The 16,357-nt window shown below is 72.6% G+C and carries 17 protein-coding genes; 4 read left to right on the top strand and 13 right to left on the bottom strand.

What is annotated here, in order from left to right:
• Positions 1 to 147 precede the first annotated feature (147 nt).
• The 4 genes from AB4091_RS15490 to AB4091_RS15475 all read right to left on the bottom strand — a co-directional run bounded on the left by AB4091_RS15490 (position 148) and on the right by AB4091_RS15475 (position 4,082).
• Positions 148 to 891, bottom strand: a complete 744-nt coding sequence (locus tag AB4091_RS15490) for a cytochrome c biogenesis CcdA family protein (protein WP_442292650.1) — start codon at positions 889 to 891, stop codon at positions 148 to 150.
• A gap of 6 nt (positions 892 to 897) precedes the next feature.
• Positions 898 to 1,512 (bottom strand): TlpA family protein disulfide reductase, encoded by a 615-nt coding sequence (locus AB4091_RS15485; protein WP_442292649.1) that lies wholly within the window; start codon positions 1,510 to 1,512, stop codon positions 898 to 900.
• Positions 1,512 to 2,180, bottom strand: coding sequence for a histidine phosphatase family protein (locus AB4091_RS15480; protein ID WP_442292648.1), 669 nt, complete (start codon positions 2,178 to 2,180; stop codon positions 1,512 to 1,514). The genes AB4091_RS15485 and AB4091_RS15480 overlap by 1 nt, the downstream gene beginning before the upstream one ends.
• A 228-nt stretch (positions 2,181 to 2,408) precedes the next feature.
• Positions 2,409 to 4,082, bottom strand: coding sequence for a DUF222 domain-containing protein (locus tag AB4091_RS15475; protein WP_442292647.1), 1,674 nt, complete (start codon positions 4,080 to 4,082; stop codon positions 2,409 to 2,411).
• 93 nt (positions 4,083 to 4,175) lie between these two features.
• Between AB4091_RS15475 and AB4091_RS15470 the strand changes: the two genes are divergently transcribed.
• Positions 4,176 to 4,793: a LysE family transporter gene (locus AB4091_RS15470; RefSeq protein ID WP_442292646.1), complete on the top strand. Its 618-nt coding sequence runs from the start codon at positions 4,176 to 4,178 to the stop codon at positions 4,791 to 4,793.
• A gap of 79 nt (positions 4,794 to 4,872) precedes the next feature.
• On the opposite strand, the gene AB4091_RS15465 is transcribed toward AB4091_RS15470, so the two are convergent.
• The 9 genes from AB4091_RS15465 to AB4091_RS15425 all read right to left on the bottom strand — a co-directional run bounded on the left by AB4091_RS15465 (position 4,873) and on the right by AB4091_RS15425 (position 13,697).
• Positions 4,873 to 5,493: a putative quinol monooxygenase gene (locus tag AB4091_RS15465; protein WP_442292645.1), complete on the bottom strand. Its 621-nt coding sequence runs from the start codon at positions 5,491 to 5,493 to the stop codon at positions 4,873 to 4,875.
• A 163-nt stretch (positions 5,494 to 5,656) separates the two neighbouring features.
• Positions 5,657 to 6,994, bottom strand: coding sequence for a glutamate-1-semialdehyde 2,1-aminomutase (gene hemL, locus AB4091_RS15460; RefSeq protein WP_442292644.1), 1,338 nt, complete (start codon positions 6,992 to 6,994; stop codon positions 5,657 to 5,659).
• A 59-nt stretch (positions 6,995 to 7,053) separates the two neighbouring features.
• Positions 7,054 to 7,539, bottom strand: a complete 486-nt coding sequence (locus AB4091_RS15455) for a MarR family winged helix-turn-helix transcriptional regulator (RefSeq protein WP_442292643.1) — start codon at positions 7,537 to 7,539, stop codon at positions 7,054 to 7,056.
• 35 nt (positions 7,540 to 7,574) lie between these two features.
• Positions 7,575 to 8,540 carry a porphobilinogen synthase gene (gene hemB, locus AB4091_RS15450; protein ID WP_442292642.1) on the bottom strand — a complete coding sequence of 322 codons (966 nt, stop codon included), beginning with the start codon at positions 8,538 to 8,540 and terminating at the stop codon, positions 7,575 to 7,577.
• A gap of 10 nt (positions 8,541 to 8,550) precedes the next feature.
• Complete coding sequence (locus AB4091_RS15445; protein WP_442292641.1) at positions 8,551 to 10,200, bottom strand: uroporphyrinogen-III synthase; 1,650 nt, start codon at positions 10,198 to 10,200, stop codon at positions 8,551 to 8,553.
• Positions 10,197 to 11,165, bottom strand: a complete 969-nt coding sequence (hemC, locus tag AB4091_RS15440; RefSeq protein ID WP_442292640.1) for a hydroxymethylbilane synthase — start codon at positions 11,163 to 11,165, stop codon at positions 10,197 to 10,199. The genes AB4091_RS15445 and hemC overlap by 4 nt, the downstream gene beginning before the upstream one ends.
• Positions 11,162 to 12,544 carry a glutamyl-tRNA reductase gene (hemA, locus tag AB4091_RS15435; RefSeq protein ID WP_442292639.1) on the bottom strand — a complete coding sequence of 461 codons (1,383 nt, stop codon included), beginning with the start codon at positions 12,542 to 12,544 and terminating at the stop codon, positions 11,162 to 11,164. Before hemA ends, hemC begins: the two co-directional genes overlap by 4 nt.
• Positions 12,541 to 13,224, bottom strand: a complete 684-nt coding sequence (locus tag AB4091_RS15430; RefSeq protein WP_442292638.1) for a redox-sensing transcriptional repressor Rex — start codon at positions 13,222 to 13,224, stop codon at positions 12,541 to 12,543. The genes hemA and AB4091_RS15430 overlap by 4 nt, the downstream gene beginning before the upstream one ends.
• A 209-nt stretch (positions 13,225 to 13,433) precedes the next feature.
• A complete protein-coding gene (locus AB4091_RS15425) occupies positions 13,434 to 13,697 on the bottom strand; it encodes a glutaredoxin family protein (RefSeq protein ID WP_442292637.1) in 264 nt (87 codons plus the stop codon).
• 143 nt (positions 13,698 to 13,840) lie between these two features.
• Here AB4091_RS15425 and AB4091_RS15420 point away from each other — a divergent pair, with 143 nt between their 5' ends.
• From AB4091_RS15420 to AB4091_RS15410, 3 genes are all read left to right on the top strand, one after another.
• The gene (locus AB4091_RS15420; RefSeq protein WP_442292636.1) at positions 13,841 to 14,620 is read left to right on the top strand and encodes an RNA polymerase sigma factor; all 780 of its coding nucleotides are present in this window, start codon (positions 13,841 to 13,843) and stop codon (positions 14,618 to 14,620) included.
• A 122-nt stretch (positions 14,621 to 14,742) separates the two neighbouring features.
• Positions 14,743 to 14,880 (top strand): hypothetical protein, encoded by a 138-nt coding sequence (locus tag AB4091_RS15415; protein ID WP_442292635.1) that lies wholly within the window; start codon positions 14,743 to 14,745, stop codon positions 14,878 to 14,880.
• A gap of 86 nt (positions 14,881 to 14,966) precedes the next feature.
• Entirely contained in the window at positions 14,967 to 16,271 is a 1,305-nt protein-coding gene (locus AB4091_RS15410; RefSeq protein WP_442292634.1) for a hypothetical protein, read from the top strand.
• Positions 16,272 to 16,357 lie beyond the last annotated feature (86 nt).

The raw sequence follows: 16,357 nt of genomic DNA, 5'->3' as shown, positions 1-16,357 counted from the left end.
GAGCCCTGCCCAGTAAATGAGTCGGTGGCTGAGTCGGTGGCTGGGTCGGTGGCTGGGTCGGTGGCTGGGTCGGTGGCTGGGTCGGTGGCTGAGTCGGTCGCTGAGTCGGTCGCTGAGTTGGTGACCGGGTTCGTGTCGGTGCTCACCTCAGATCGCCACCTGGAAGCCGTTGACGAGGCGCACCTGCAGCCAGACCACGACGGTCTCCCACACCCCGGTCAGCATGAGCAGTCCGACGACGACGAGCAGCAGGCCACCGACGCTCTGGAGCGCACGGCGGTGGCGCCGCAACCAGTCGCTCGCGCGACCGGCCCGCTCCCAGAGTGCCGCCATGAGCACGAACGGCAGTCCGAGCCCGATCGAGTAGACGGCCGCAAGCGCCAGGCCCCGGCCGATCGACCCGGACTCGGCCGAGATCGGGGCCGCCATCGCCTGGATCGCGCCGAGGGTCGGCCCCATGCACGGCGACCAGCCGACCGCGAAGGCGGCGCCCAGCAGCGGCGCCCCGGCGAGTCCGGCGCGCGGTCGCCAGCTCACCGGCACGGCATACGACCGGCCCACGCCGAGGAACAGGACGCCCATGACCAGGACGACAGCGCCGCCCACCCGGAGCAGGGCGCTCTGGTGCTCACGGAACGCGAGGCCCACCGCCGAGACCGCCGCGGCCGCGATGAGGAAGACGATGGTGAAGCCCAGCACGAAGAGCAGTGCGCCGAGGACGAGACGCCCCCGCGAGCGCTTCTCGAGCGACACGTCGGACAGGCCGGTCACGTAGCCGAGGAAGCCGGGGACGAGGGGCAGCACGCAGGGCGACGCGAACGAGACGAAGCCGGCCACGAGAGCGACGGCCGCCGCGACGAGCAGCGAACCGGTGGCGATCTCGGCGCCCACGGCGACTCAGGCCTTCCCGGTCAGGACGTCGTCGACGAGTCCGAGGAGGGTCGTCGTCGAGACCGGCCCCGAGACGCGGGCGGCGATGCGGGCCTCGCCGTCGAGCACGAGCGTCGTCGGGGTGGCCGACGCCTTGCCCTGGAGGGCGAGCAGCGGCACGCCGCCGTCGTACGCCAGCGAGGAGTAGGTGACCTTGTTGGCCGTCTGGAAGGCGAGGCCGGTCTCGGCGCCTTCGAGCTTGTCGAGGCCGATGAACTCGACCTTCTTGCCCTTGGCCCGAACTGTCTCCCACGCCTTCTGCAGTGCCGGAGTCTCCTCGATGCACGGCGGGCACCACGAGCCCCAGACGCTGACGACGAGCACCGTGCCGGCCCGCTCCGCGATGTCCCAGGGCTTGCCCTCGAGGGTGGTGCCGCGGAGGCGCACCGGCTCGCCACGCTCGGCGACGGGCACCTGCTCGATGGAGCCGTCACCGGCGACGTAGCCCTTGCGGTCACCCGAGCGGGCCTGGTCGGCGACGGAGTTCGGGTCGGACGAGCAGGCTGCGGCGAACGTCGCGAGGCCCCCCGCCATGGCGACGGCGCCCCAACGCAGCGCGGTGCGTCGGTCGACGTTCGGCATCAGGCGCCCACGCTCTTGCTCGCCTTCGCGAGCAGCTCGGCGGCCGGCTCGGAGTACGCGATCGAGGCGAGCTCGTCGCCCTGGTAGGTCAGCGACGTGAGCGAGGCCAGGGTGCACTCGCGCTTGCGAGGGTCGTGCCAGAGTCGGCGTCCCTCGAGCTTGTTGCGCACGGTCCAGACGGGCAGCTGGTGACTGACGATGACGGCCTCGTGACCGCGTGCCGCGTCGCGCGCGTCGGCGATGGCGGCGAGCATGCGGGCCGCGATCTCTTCGTAGGGCTCACCCCACGAGGGCTTCGTGATGTCGCGGAACAGGTGCCAGTTGCGCGGGTGGAAGAGCTCGCCGGCGCTCGTGCCGCGGCCCTCGAACCGGTTCTCGGACTCGATGACGCGTGCGTCGGAGTGCACCTCGACGTCGTGGTCGGCCGCGATCGGGGCGGCGGTCTCCTGCGCCCGCTCGAGCGGCGAGGCAACGACGTGGGTGATGTCGTTGGTCTGGAGGTGAGCCGCGACGAGGTGAGCCATCTCGGCGCCGAGGGCGGAGAGGTGGAAGCCGTCGAGGCGCCCGTAGAGCACGCCGTGCGGGTTGTGGACCTCACCGTGTCGCATGAGGTGCACGACCGTGAGGTCGTCGGCACGCGCCGCTGCCCCGCCCGTGCTCTGACCCATGGGCGACAGTCTCTCAAACGTCATGCTCAGGACCGAATCCGCACCCACTCTTGTGCACCCCCTGTGACCCGTTCCACGAATCGCGGTGCGCGGGGGCTGTACGGATGGGGCACCCACGCGCTGTGAGTTGCGGCCCCTGACCGGGCGCCGACAGCTGCCGGCACCCGGACGTCCCGCTGGCGGGCATGGCGGTGGCCCCGCCGGCTTGGGGCGGGGTGCGGGGCGGGGTCATCTGGTGTGCCAGGTGACGCCGGTCGCAGTGACGGTCGCGGTCAGGTCGTGCTCGTGGACGTGGGTGTGGTGCTTCGGGCACAGCAGTGCCCCGTTGGTCAGGTCGGTCCTGCCGCCGCGGTGCCAGGGCAGCACGTGGTGGGCCTCGCACCAGGTCGCCGGGACGGTGCAGCCGGTGAAGCTGCAGCCCTGGTCGCGGGCGATCAACGCCAGGCGCTGGCTGTAGGTGAACAGCCGCTGCCCGCGGCCCACATCCAGGGGTGCGCCGTCACGGCCGAGCACCATCGGGATGATCTCGGCCTCGCACGCCATCCGGCGCACCACCGACGGCGAGAGCACCTCGCCGGTCAGGGTCGTTCCGGCGCCCGTCACGGACGCGATCGGGTCGACATCGGCGGTGAGGGTGTCGTAGTCGATGAGGACGATCACCTTGGCCTTGTCGGTGACCGCGACACCCGGTGCGGCCGCGACCCCTCGCTGCACGATCGCGAGCAGCGCGTCCATCCGGCGCCGGGCCGCGGTGCGCTCGTCGGTGGCGTCGGTGGCGACGATACGGCCCGTCTCGTCCTTGTCCGGGCGCGGGGCCGACAGCGGGTCGATCGCGGCCTTGAGGACCGCCGCGCCCTCCGGGTCGAGCATCCCGCGCAGCCCGACCATGCCGGTCGCGGTGGGCTGGGTGAACCACAGGCCGCGTGCCGCGCGGCGGCCCCGGTCGAGGCGGTCCTGATCGTGCGGTGGCCGGACCTGCTCGGTGTGGTGGCGCACCAGCCGGGCCAGCTCCTCAGCCCGCAACCGCCCCGCCTGCCCGGTCAGGTCGGCCAGCGCCGTCTGCAGGTCGTCCGGGTCGGCGACCGGGGCGACGCGCTGCTCGAACTCGATGACCTGGGCCGCATTGGCCACGGTGACCTGCTGGGTCGCGACCAGCATCCGCAACCTGGCCCACCGCGCCTGCGCCAACGCGGCGCCGACCGTGACGAACGCCGTCGCCTGGCCCGCGGTCAGGCTCGGGTCGTGCGCCCGCAGCCAGTCGGTGTGCGAGAGCCCACCAGGCGCCTGCACGCCACGCGAGACCAGCTCGGACACCAGCGTCACCAGCGTGACCTCCAACCCGCGCCGCTGCTGAGCCACCCGTTCCGTCGCCGCGAGCAGGTCGACCTCACCGTGCGACCGCAGCCCGACGCCGAGGCTCGCCTCGATGGTGATCACGTCCGCCGCGGCGTCGTTCCTCGCCGCCGCGCCGGCCTGCGTGCGGGCCTCGATGTGCTCTTCGACGGACTCGATCCAGGCGGGGTCGTTGACCATCTGCTCGTAGCCGGCGGTGTCGAGCCACCGCATCTCGAGCAGGTCGACCGACTCGAGCTGCTCCATCGACAGCCCGGCCCAGGCTCCACCCGGCTTCGAGGCCGGCCGCGCCTCAGGCGCCACCCGCCCCGCCCTGACCCGGCCCCGCGCAGACCCGACCGACGGCGGCGACGGCTGCGACGGCGGCGACGGCTGCGACGGCTGCGACGGTTGCGACGGCTGCGACGGCTGCGACGGCTGCGACGGCATACGCCCCGAGAACTGCTCCCAGAAACCAGGCTCGGACGCGCCACCGGCGGCGCGCTGTCGCGCCTCCAGGTCGGCGAGCCGGCCCCGGAGGAGCTCGAGCGTCGACAGGTCTGCTGCCATGAGTCGAACATATCTTCGACCACCGACAGCGGCCCCGACTCGCTCCCCGGATGAGGCGGCCGTCGAGGGCGAGGCCGACCTACACTCGCGACCGTGTCGTGGTCACTCTGGTTCACCCTCGTCGCCGCCGGGACGCTGATCTCGTTCACGCCCGGTGCGGGCGCGATCAACACCATGGCCAACTCCCTGGGCTCGGGCTGGACCCGCTCCATCTGGGGGATCCTCGGGCAGCAGGTGGCCCTGCTGGCCCACATCGTCGTCGTCGCGGCGGGCGTCGGACTGCTCGTCGCCGGTTCGCCCCTGCTGTTCAACGTCATCCGCTACGCCGGCGCCGCGTACCTCGTGTTCCTGGGCGTGCGGCAGTACCGCTCGCGCGCAGCGGCCGCGAAGGTGGGTGAGCTGCGGCGCGAGTCGGCCGGGTCGATGTTCCGCCGCGGGCTGCTCGTCAACCTGACCAACCCGAAGGCCGTCGTCTTCTTCCTCGCCTTCACCCCGCAGTTCGTCCGCCCCGAGCAACCGCTGCTGACCCAGTACGCGGTTCTCGCCGCCACCATCGTGGCCGTCGACGTGGTCGTCATGTGGTTCTTCTTCGCCGCCGCGGCGCGCGGGCTGGGCCGCCTGACGCAGCGCGAGTCGGGACAGCGCACCCTCAACCGCGTCTTCGGCGGACTCTTCGTCGGGGTCGGGGTCCTGCTCGCGGCCGTCCACTAGGTCGCAGGCCCGCCGGCGGACCTGACGATGGCGCCACCCGTTCGGGTGACGCCATCGCAAGCGGCGTAGGTCGGCCGAGTCAGACCATCTCGGGCACGTCGAGGTGCGCGATGGCGAGCGTGAACTCGCCGACCTCCGTGATGCGCGTGCCAGTGTCGGCCGCGAGGTCCGCGCGCAGGCCCATGGCCGCGTTGCGGGTCGTCATCATCGCCTCGGTCGAGTCGTACGTCGCTGTGACGCAGGCCCGCCCGGACGCACGGTCGACGAACATGCTGGCGCTGCAGAAGCCCTCGAGCTGCTCGACGCGGGGCATGATCCCCATCCGGAACGAGTCCATGACTCGGTCGATCGAGGCCGGGTCGGACTCCGTCCACGTGATACGGGCGCAGCAGCCGTCGGCGGCCCGGTGGTCGCGGTGCAGGTAGGCGATCTCCCACTCGGCGACCGTCGCCTCGCCCCCGAGCAGCTCCGCGGCCTGGGTGCGCAGCGGCTCGACCATGGACGCGGTCGCGCGCATCGCGTCCTCGTCACGCCAGGCGGTCGTCACGATGCAGCGGCCGCTCGTGCGGTCGGCCACCATGGACAGCCCGATGCACCCGTCCATCGCCCTGACCTTCGGCATCACCACGTCCTGCACGTGCGCGATTCCGGTCTCGATCATGCCGGGACGGCCCATGACCGTCGTGGAACGTGCGTGCACGGCCCACCTCCCTCGCTCGAGGCAGCGCCCGGACGGCGCCGCCGTCACCGTCCAGACTCCTCCCCCGGGCCCGCGCCGACAATGCCCCGACGCCCCCTCGACAGGCCGATTGCGTATGCCGTCGGGCGCGGTCCCAGCAGGCGCGGCGGTTCGCCCGGTCGGCTCAGTCGGGAGTGCCCGCGGCCCGGGCCGCGGCCGGCAGGGCACCGATGACGTGCTCGAGCGCCTCGTCGTCGTGCGAGGCGGACACGAACCACGACTCGAAGGCGCTCGGGGGCAGGTGCACGCCCTGGGACAGCATCGAGTGGAAGAACCGGCGGAAGGCGGCCGTGTCCTGGTCCTTGGCGTCGTCGTAGTCGGTCACGGCGCCGTCGCGGAAGAAGACGGAGAACATCGAGCCCGCCCACTGGATGGTGTGCGGCACCGAGGCCGCCGTCAGCTCGCGCGTGGCGGCGTCGGCGATGGTGTGCGCGACGGTGTCGAGGCGCTCGTAGACCGCAGGCGTGCAGCCCTGCAGCGTGGCGAGGCCGGCGGCGGACGCGACAGGGTTACCCGAGAGCGTGCCGGCCTGGTAGACGGGACCCTGCGGCGCCAGCAGCGCCATGACGTCGGCCCGGCCTCCGAAGGCCGCCGTCGGGAAGCCGCCGCCCATCACCTTGCCGAAGGTGAACAGGTCGGGCGACCCTGCGGCATACGGCCCCTCGAGTCCGTAGAACCCGGAGGCGCTGCAGCGGAACCCCGTCATCACCTCGTCGGACACGAGCAGCGCTCCGTGCGCCTTGGTCACCCGCAGCAGGCCCTCGGTGAAGCCCGGAGCGGGCGGCACGACGCCCATGTTGCCGGGGGCCGCCTCGGTGATGACGGCCGCGATCTCGTGGCCGCGCTCGGCGAACGCCGCCTCGACTGCTGCCAGGTCGTTGTAGGGCAGCACGATCGTCTCGCCGGCGCTCGAGCGGGGCACGCCGGCCGAGTCGGGCAGGGCGAAGGTGGCGACCCCCGACCCGGCCGACGCGAGCAGCGCGTCGACGTGGCCGTGGTAGCAGCCGGCGAACTTCACGATGACGTCGCGCCCGGTGAACCCACGCGCGAGACGGATGGCGGACATCGTCGCCTCGGTGCCCGAGTTGACCAGGCGCACCTGCTCGACCGGCTCGACCCTCGCGACGATCTCCTCGGCCAGAAGGACCTCGTTCTCAGACGGCGTGCCGAACGAGAAGCCGCGCGCTGCGGCCTTGTTCACGGCGGCGAGGACGTCGGGGTGCGCGTGCCCGAGGATCATCGGACCCCACGAGCAGATGAGGTCGACATAGCGCTTGCCGTCGGCGTCGGTGAGCCACGGGCCCGACCCGCTCGACATGAAGCGCGGCGTGCCACCGACGGCGCGGAACGCGCGCACCGGTGAGTTGACGCCTCCGGGGATCACCTGGCTCGCCCTCGCGAGGAGCGCGGCGGACGCCGGGGCATCGGGGCTGGTCTGGACGGGAGCGGGCTGCGAGCTCATGGGCCCCATCCTCTCAACACCGACGCACGCGTACGCCGTGGGCCCGTCGAGCTGTCGGCTCAGCGGCCGCTGACGCCGTCGGGGTCGAGGTGGTCGCGCACGATGGCCATGGCGTCGCCGATGGCGGCGAACTGCTTCGGCGTCATGATGTCGACGAGGTTGTCGCGAACGCTCTGGACGTGGACGCGGGAGATCTCGCCGACCGCGGCCAGGCCCCCGGTGGTCAGCACGAGCTCGACACCACGCCGGTCGTCGGCGCACTGCTCACGCGTGACCCACCCGCGGTCCTCGAGCCGCTTCGCGGTGTGGGTGAGGCGGCTGCGCGACTGGACGACCATCGCGGCCAGCTCTGACATGCGCAGGCGGTGGTTCGCGCTCTCGGAGAGCATCGAGATGATCTCGTACTCGCTCAGCTGCAGCCCGGCGTCACCCAGCGCGTCGTCCAGCGCCTGCTCGAGCAGCCGGGTCCCGCGCAGGATGGCACGCCACGACGCCTGTTCGGCATCACTGAGCCACTGCACGCCGTCATCCCCTGTACCTGCCATGTCAACCTCCTGCGACGTACCAGATGGTAGTGGTCTCAGGCGATCCAGTCCGGCACGTCGAGCGCGAAGTACGTGAGGATGACCTGCGCGCCGGCCCGGCGGATCGAGGTCAGCGACTCGAGAGCCGTCGCGCGCAGGTCGATCCAGCCGTTGGCGGCGGCCGCCTGGATCATGGAGTATTCCCCCGACACCTGGTAGGCGGCGACCGGCACCGACGACCGCTCGGCGGCGGCCGCGACGACGTCGAGGTAGGACATCGCGGGCTTGACCATCACCATGTCGGCGCCCTCGGCGATGTCGAGGTCGATCTCGCGCAACGACTCGACGACGTTGGCGGGGTCCTGCTGGTAGGTGCGGCGGTCGCCCTGGAGGCTCGACTGGACGGCCTCGCGGAACGGGCCGAAGAACGCGGAGGCGTACTTCGCGGCATACGCGAGGATGACGGCGTCGGTGAGGCCCTCGGCGTCGAGCGCCTCGCGGATGACGGCGACCTGACCGTCCATCATGCCGCTCGGCGCGACGACGTGGGCGCCGGCGCGCGCCTGCGCGACGGACATCTGCGCATAGAGCTCGTTCGTCGCGTCGTTGTCGACCCGGCCCTGCTCGTCGAGGACGCCGCAGTGGCCGTGGTCGGTGAACTCGTCGAGGCACGTGTCGGCCATGACGACGAGGTCGTCGCCGACGGCGTCGCGTACGGCGCGCAGCGCGACGTTGAGGATGCCGTCGGGGTCGACGGCGCCCGAGCCGGTGGCGTCCTTCTCGACGGGCACGCCGAAGAGCATGATGCCGCCGAGGCCCTTGGCCACGCACTGCCGCGCCACGTCGACGACGCCTGCGAGCGTGTGCTGCTGGACGCCGGGCATGCTCTCGATCGCACGCGGCTCGGTCAGTCCCTCGCCCACGAAGACCGGGAGCACCAGGTCGCGCGGGTGCAGCCGGGTCTCGGCGACGAGGGACCGCAGGACCGCGGTCTGGCGGAGCCGACGGGGACGCTCGATCATCGGCGGACCGTCAGCGGGCGCGGCGGCGCGAGGCCGGACGCTTGTCGCTGGGTCGCTGGACGGGCTGGCCCGCCTCTGCTGCAGCAACGGCGAGGCCCACGCCGTGACCGGCGAGGGCGTCGACGAGGCTCACGGCCGAGGCCTCCGGCGCGAGCACGTCGACGCGCAGCCCATGCTCCTGCGCCGTCTTGGCCGTGGCCGGTCCGATGCAGGCGACCACCGTTGCGGCGTGGGGCTTTCCGGCGATGCCGACGAGGTTGCGCACCGTCGAGCTCGACGTGAAGACGACGGCGTCGTAGTCGCCGCCCTTGATCGCGTCGCGGATGGCGGCTGCCGGCGGAGCGGCCCGCACCGTGCGGTACGCGGTGACGTCGTCGACCTCCCAGCCCATCTCGCGCAGCCCGGCGACCAGCGTCTCGGTGGCGATGTCGGCCCGGGGCAGCAGGACCCGGTTGATCGGGTCGAGCACCTCGTCGAACTCGGGCCACACCTCGAGCAGGCCCGCGGCCGAGTGCTCACCGGTGGGCACGAGGTCGGGGTTGATGCCCCACTCGCGCAGCGCGTCGGCCGTGACGCCGCCGACGGCTGCGACCTTGAGCCCGGCGAAGGCGCGGGCGTCGAGGCCGAACTCCTCGAAGCGCTCACGGACGGCGCGGACCGCGTTCACGGAGGTGAAGCCGATCCACTCGTAGCGACCGGTGACGAGGCCCTTGACGGCCTTCTCCATCTGCTGAGGCGTGCGCGGCGGCTCGACCGAGATCGTCGGGACGACGTCGGCCGTGGCCCCGTAGCCGGCGAGCCGGTCGACCATCGGGCCTGCCTGGGCCTGGGTGCGCGGCACGAGGACCTTCCACCCGAAGAGCGGCTTGTTCTCGAACCACGAGAACTCCTCGCGCAGGCCGACGTTCGGCGACACGACGGCGAGGGAGACCTCGAGGGGCTCCTTGCCGGCGAACACGGTGTCGACCTCGCCCAGGGTCGTCGCGACGGACGACTGGCGCACGGTGGTGGCGTTGGCCGAGAGGACCACGAGAGCCTCGGCGGTGCGGCCGGCGGCCAGCAGCCCGGCCAGCGCGGCCCGCATGCCGTCGGTGCCGCCGAGCAGCACGAGGCTGTCGTCGTCGGCGGTGTAGGCCGACCAGTCGAGGCCCGGGCGGTCGACGCCGACGACGTGCACGGCGCCGGTCGACTTCGAGGTCAGCGGCACACCGGCATACGTCGGTCCGGCGGTGAGCGCGGAGACCCCGGGCACGACGTCGAAGGTGATGCCGGCCTTGCGGCAGGCGCGCGCCTCCTCGACGAGGCCGTTGAAGGTCGCCGGGTCGCCGTCCATGAGGCGCACGACGAGGCCGTTCGGCCCCACGGACTTCGCGGCCTTGACGACGAGCTTGGCGCGCACGGCCTGGGTCAGCTCCTGACCCTGCTCGCCGTGACCCGCGTCGACGATCTCGACGTCGGGCCGGGCGTGCTCGAGCACGACGTCGTCACGGGCGATGCGGTCGGTCACGACGACGTCGGCAGCGGCGAGCAGGTCGCGGCCGCGCAACGTCATCAGGCCGGGGTCACCGGGACCGGACCCGACGAAGGCGACACGAGCTGGCGTCGTCGCGTGGGTGGGATTCGAGGCCGTCTGCTCGGACGGCTGGCGGGAAGGAGTCACGAAACTTGCTCCGGTTGGTGTGGGGCGTGGTCTGGTGCGGGTCCAGCTGACGATGAGACCTGGAGGTCGGCGGCGCCGTCCTCGAGAAGGATGTGCGCGAGTCGGGACCCGAGGGCCGCCGGCTCGTCATAACGGCCCACGAGCGAGCGGCGGAGCTCGACCGAGCCGTCCTCGCTGCCGGCGAAGGCGCGCAGCGACAGCTCGAGGCCCTCGTCGCCCTCGACGACCTCGGCGAGCGCACCCACGGGTGCGGTGCAGCCCGCCTCGAGGGTCGAGAGCAGCGAACGCTCGGCGAGCACGCAGGCTCGGGTGTCGGCGTCGTCGAGCACGGAGACCGCGGCGACGACGTCGGCCCGGTCGGACCGGCACTCGACGGCGAGAGCCCCCTGGCCCGGCGCCGGAAGCATCTGGATCGGGTCGATCACCTCGGTCGCCTCGTCGAGACGGCCGAGCCGGGAGAGGCCGGCACGGGCGAGGACGACCGCGTCGAGCTTGCCGGAGGTGACGAAACCGATTCTCGTGCCGACGTTTCCGCGGATCGGACGGATGTCGAGTCCGAGCCCCAGGGCTGCGAGCTGCGCGGTGCGCCGCGGAGAGCCGGTTCCGACGACCGAGCCGGCCGGCAGCTCGCCGAGCGTGAGACCTTCGCGCGCGACGAGCACGTCGCGGCTGTCCTCGCGGACCGGCACGGCGGCGATGACGAGCCCCGGCTCGGGCGTCGTGGGGAGGTCCTTGAGTGAGTGCACGGCGACGTCGATGCGACCGTCGAGCAAGGCGTGGCGGATCGCAGCGGCGAAGACACCGGTGCCGCCGATGGCGGTGAGCAGCTCGCCCGAGACGTCACCCTCGGTCGTGATCTCGACCATCTCCACCTCGTGACCGGCCGCGCGCAGCCGGTCGGCCACCCAGCCGGACTGGGTGGTGGCGAGGGCGGAGCGACGGGTGCCGAGACGCAGGGCGGTCATGACTGCCCCCGCTTCGGTGGGGTCGACACGTTGGCGACGTCCTTGGGCTCGAGGTCGAAGAGCTCGCGCAGGGCGGCAGCGTAGTCGTCGCCGCTGCCCTCCATCGCGAACTCCTTGACGCGCTTGGTGGGCGTGTGGAGCAGCTTCTCGACGATGCGGTGGACGGCGAGGCCGACCTCCGCTCGGGTCGTCTCGTCGAGTCCGGGCAGGCGCTGGTCGAGACGGTCCATCTCGGACGCGACCAGGTCTGCTGCGCGGGCGCGGAGCGCTGCCACCGTGGGAGCCACGGACTTCTCCATGCGACGGGTGAGGTAGTCGGCGACCTCGCCCGTGACGAGGTCTTGCACGCGGACGACCTGGGTGGTGTCGGCGCGGCCCTCGAGGAGCAGGCCGAGCGCCTGCAGGTCGATGAGCGTCACGCCGGGCACGGGAACGTGCCACGTCTCGACCGGCTCGACGTCGCGCGGCAGGGCGAGGTCGATGACGACCTGCCGCCGACCGCCGCGCCGGGTCGCGCCGGCAGCGAGCAGGTCGGCCGTGATGATGTGGCCGACCGCGCCGGTGCAGGTGATGACGAGGTCGCTCTCGGCCACGACGTCGCCCAGGTCGCTCCACGGGCGTGGCGTGCCCGAGGTGTCCTCGGCGAGACGCTCGGCGCGCTCGGGAGTGCGGTTGACGATGGTCAGCGACCGGACGCCGGCCCGCGCAGCCGTCGCTGCCGCGAGGCCGCTCATGCCCCCGGCGCCGATGACCGCGGCGGCCGTGTGCTCGAGCGGGCCGAGCACGGCGGCCGCCTCCTCGAGCGCGATCTGCACGAGCGAGACGCTGTGCTGGTCGATGTCGGTGTCGGTGTGGGCCCGCTTGCCGACCCGCAGTGCCCCCTGGAAGAGGGCGTTGAGGATCTCGCCCACCTGGCCGCGGTGCTGGGCCCCGGCGAGGGCGTCGCGCATCTGGCCCAGGACCTGCGCCTCGCCGACGGCCATCGAGTCGAGGCCGCAGGCGACCGTGAAGGCGTGGGCGACGGCGGCGTCGTCATAGCGGACGTAGAGGTGGTCGGCCAGTGCCTCGGCCCGCGCGGCCAGGGCGTCGGCGGGGTCGCCCGGGGGCAGCTCGGCGGGCTCGCGCAGGCCCTCGGGCTCCTCGATGCCGGCCGCGAGGGCGAGCGCCTCGCCGATGGCGGCGACGGCCGGGTGGAAGGCCGGAACGGACGCGTAGACCTCGAGGCGGTTGCACGTGGAGAGCACGACGGCCTCGGTGGCCGTGGCCGACCCCAGCACCGACGACGCGATGGCCTCGGCCCGGTCGGGGCGCTCCGACAGCGCTTCGAGCACCGACAGCGGCGCGGTGTGGTGGGACAGTCCGATGACGAGCAGGCTCACGGGGCCACCACCGCCGACCTGAGGTCGCCCGTGGCGAGCGACTTGCGCTGGGCGTGGAAGGCGAGGATCTGCAGCTCCGTGGAGAGGTCGACCCGGCGTACGTCCACGCCGTCGGGCACCGAGAGCACCGCCGGCGCGAAGTTGAGGATCGAGCTGATGCCCGCACCCACGAGGGCGTCGCAGACGGCCTGGGCCGCGGGGGCCGGCGTCGCGATGACACCGATGGCGATGGGGTCGACCTGGTGGTGGTCGACGAGCTCGCGGAGCGGGCGGATGCGCACCCCGACGACGCGCTCGTCGGTCAGGGCAGGGTCGTCGTCGTAGAGACCGACGATGCGAAATCCCTTGGTGACGAAGCCGGAGTAGGAGGCGAGCGCGTGACCGAGGTTTCCCATGCCGACGATCGCGACCGGCCAGTCCTCGGTGAGACCGAGTGCCCGGGAGATCTCGAGGGCGAGCGTCTCGACGTCGTAGCCGACACCGCGCACGCCGTAGGAGCCGAGGTGGCTGAGGTCCTTGCGCAGCTGGGCGGAGCGCACTCCGACCTCGGCGGCGAGCTCTTCGGACGAGACCGACAGGACGCCGTCCTCAGCGAGGCGCGAGAGCGTCCGAAGGTACTCGGGGAGCCGCGCGACGGTCGCGTCGGGAATCTCTCGACGCAGTGCAGGGTCGGCGGACACGCTTGCTCACCGGCTCCTCTCAGCGAGGCGTTCGGGCACGGGTTCGAGCCGAACGCGGAGCACGTGGGGACCTGTTCAGGCTAGACGTTTGTGAAGCCATGCACAAAGTTGACTTTCGGGGACTTACCACGGCATGGGACGCGACCTCGAGGCAGGTCGTGCCGAACCGCTCGCCAACGAGCCTGCCGGGGCTGCACGCTCCGTGACCGTCAGCGCAGGGCCGCGCGCAGCCGGGCCTCGTCGACCCGCCAGAAGTCGTGGCGCCGCCCGTCGACGAAGGTCACCGGGATCTGCTCGGCGTAGCGGCGCAGCAGCTCGGGGTCGTCGTCGACCGACCGCTCCGCCCACGACACCCCCAGCTCGCCGGTGACCCGGACCACGACCTCGCGTGCCGCGTCGCACAGGTGGCAACCGGGTCGGCCCAGCAGGACGACTCGCGGCTCGCCCTCGACCGCAGGCTGATCGCTCGTCATGGCCCAACTCTAGGCCGGTCCGGCTGCCGCGGGGCCGTCTCCGTCCGGGACGCGTGGGGCGCGAACGTACCCGTGAGTAGGTTTTGCGCCACAAAAGGCGATCGAACTCCCGGTTTCGGCCCCGGTCCGACAGACTGTCTCCAATGCGCTCGAACAGGACGTCGGCCCGCCGACCCGCCCCTGTCTCCGCGCCGCGGACGATCCCGGCGATGGTGTCGGTCCCGCCTGCCCTCGCGCCTTCGCTGCCCACCTGGCGGGCCGCGCTCGACGCGATCTGGGCGTCCCTCGCCAACGACAGCGCAGCACCGTCCCAGGTGGGACCGCCGACGGGTCCGCTCGGCCCGCGGCGCGTGCACCCGGAGCGTGACGCCGCTGACCAGGCCCGCATCGCCGCTCTCGTCGAGCTGGCCCAGGGTGGCGACAAGGAGGCCTTCGCGCAGCTCTACGACAGCTACGTCGACACGGTCTTCCGCTACGTGCTCGTGCGGGTGGCCAACCGGTCCCTCGCCGAGGACCTCACCTCCGAGACCTTCCTGCGGGCCATGCGTCGCATCGACTCCTTCACCTGGCAGGGCAAGGACATCGCGGCGTGGTTCGTCACCATCGCGCGGAACCTCATCGCCGACCACGTGAAGTCGGCGAAGTTCCGCTTCGAGGTCGCGACAGCCGACATGCGCGACGCCGACGAACGAGTCGACGCCCCCGACACCGAGGTGCTCACACGGCTGCGCGACGAGCGTCTGGTCGAGGCGATCAAGGGCCTCGGCCCCGACCAGGCCGAGTGCATCACGCTGCGCTTCCTCCAGGGCCTCAGCCTCGCCGACACCGCCAAGGTGATCGGCAAGTCGGAAGGGGCCGTCAAGCAGCTCCAGCTGCGAGCCACCCGCGCCCTGCGCAAGTCGCTCGAAGGAGTCGAGCTGTGAAAGGCGTAACCCCACCGACACCAGCGTCGTTCTCACGGCGTAGGGACGGTGCGTGTGGGCCCGGACCGACGCTCGGCGCGCCGACCGGCGCGACCGCGGATCGCGTGAACGCAGGCGGCTCGATGGCAGCGACGAACGTGCTGGAGCCCCTGACGAGCAACCTGCACGACCCACCCCTCGCCGTCGAACCCGAGGTATGCCGTGTCGCGGCAGGCCTGCTCGGACCCCGGGGACCGGCGTCCAGGCACCGCACGCCCTGACGGGCGCGACCCCGTACACCAGCACCAGCACCAGCACCAGCACCACAGAACCAGCTGACCAGCACCCGAGACCGAAGGAGGGGACCATGGACCTCGGCGCCAACGCCGACGGCGAGCTGCTGCAGCGCGCTCTCGACGGCGAGCGGGTCACCGACCCCGGCATCCTCGAGCTCGTCGCCGTGCTCCACGCCGTCCAGTCGGTCGACCAGGCGGGGCTCGCCCCTCGGGCCGAGTTCGTCTCCGACCTGCGGGCCAGGCTCCTCGCCGACGACGCCACGACGGTGGTCCCGCTCGTGCCGGTCCCTGCCGACGTCGACGCCCCCACCGACGCTGCGACCGGCGCCCCCGACACCGATGCCGGTGTCGGTGTCGGCGTCGGCGGCACCGTCTCGGTGCTGCGAGTCGCCGCACGCCCGCTGAAGTTGCTCGCTGCTGCGGCCGCGGCCATCCTGGTTCTCGGCGGGGCCCTCGGGTTCGCCTCGAGGTCCGCGGTGCCCGGCGACGCCCTCTACGGCGTCAAGCAGCTCCTCGACCGCGCGGCCGTCCAGCTGGCCGGCTCGCGCTACGACCAAGGGCTGACCTACCTGGCCCAGGCGCAGGAGCACATCGGCGACGCACGCAACCTGATCGACCGCGGCGGGCCCTCTACGCACGACCTCGACACCGCCTACGACGCGGCGTCCGATGCCACCCGCCGCGCCCAGACGATCCTCGTCGAGGCCTACCGGACCGAGGGTCGCACCGACGCGTTGACCGAGCTGTCCGACTTCTACACGCGGGCGATCCCCCAGGTCGACGCGATGCGGCCGCGCGTGCCGACGGACTCGCTGCCGGCCTGGCAGCGTCTGCGCGACCTGCTCGGTGCAGGTCAGGTGGCCACACTGCGCGACCTCGCGTCGTGCACCGCCTGCGGCGAGCGCGCCGACCAGGCCAAGCAGCTGCTCAGCGGGATCACCTCGATCCGGCCGACGGCGGGTGCGAACTCCCGCCCGCCGGCCACCGCACCGCGGCCTTCGGCCTCCCTGCCCCGGCCTCAGCTGCCGTCCGCCACGCTCCCGGGCGGCGGCCTGCCGTCGGCGACGCTGCCCACGGTGCCTCTTCCGCGCGGCGGCGTGAGCGTCACCGGCCGCGTCACGCTGCCGGGCGGCACGATCAACCTTCCCGGCGCCGGCCTCAACAGCACGACGGTGGGCGTCGGCGGGGGCGGCGTGACCCTTCCCGGCGCGACGGTGAGCCTGCCTCACGTGGGTGTCTCGAGCACCACGGTGCGGGTCGGCGGCGGCGGCGTCACGCTGCCCGGCGCGACGATCCCGGTGCCGACGCTCGTCGTCACGCCGCCTGCCCTGCCGCGGCTTCCCGCGACGACGCTCCCGACTCGGCTGCTGCCCTGACGCTGCTGCCCTGACCCTGCTGCCCTGACCCTGCTGCCCTGACCCTGCTGCCCTGACCCTGCTGCCCGGAGCCCGCGCGCGACCGA

The sequence above is a fragment of the Terrabacter sp. 2RAF25 genome, from assembly GCF_052115265.1.
Lineage (GTDB): Bacteria > Actinomycetota > Actinomycetes > Actinomycetales > Dermatophilaceae > Terrabacter.
This window is presented reverse-complemented; position numbering and strand designations above follow the sequence as displayed.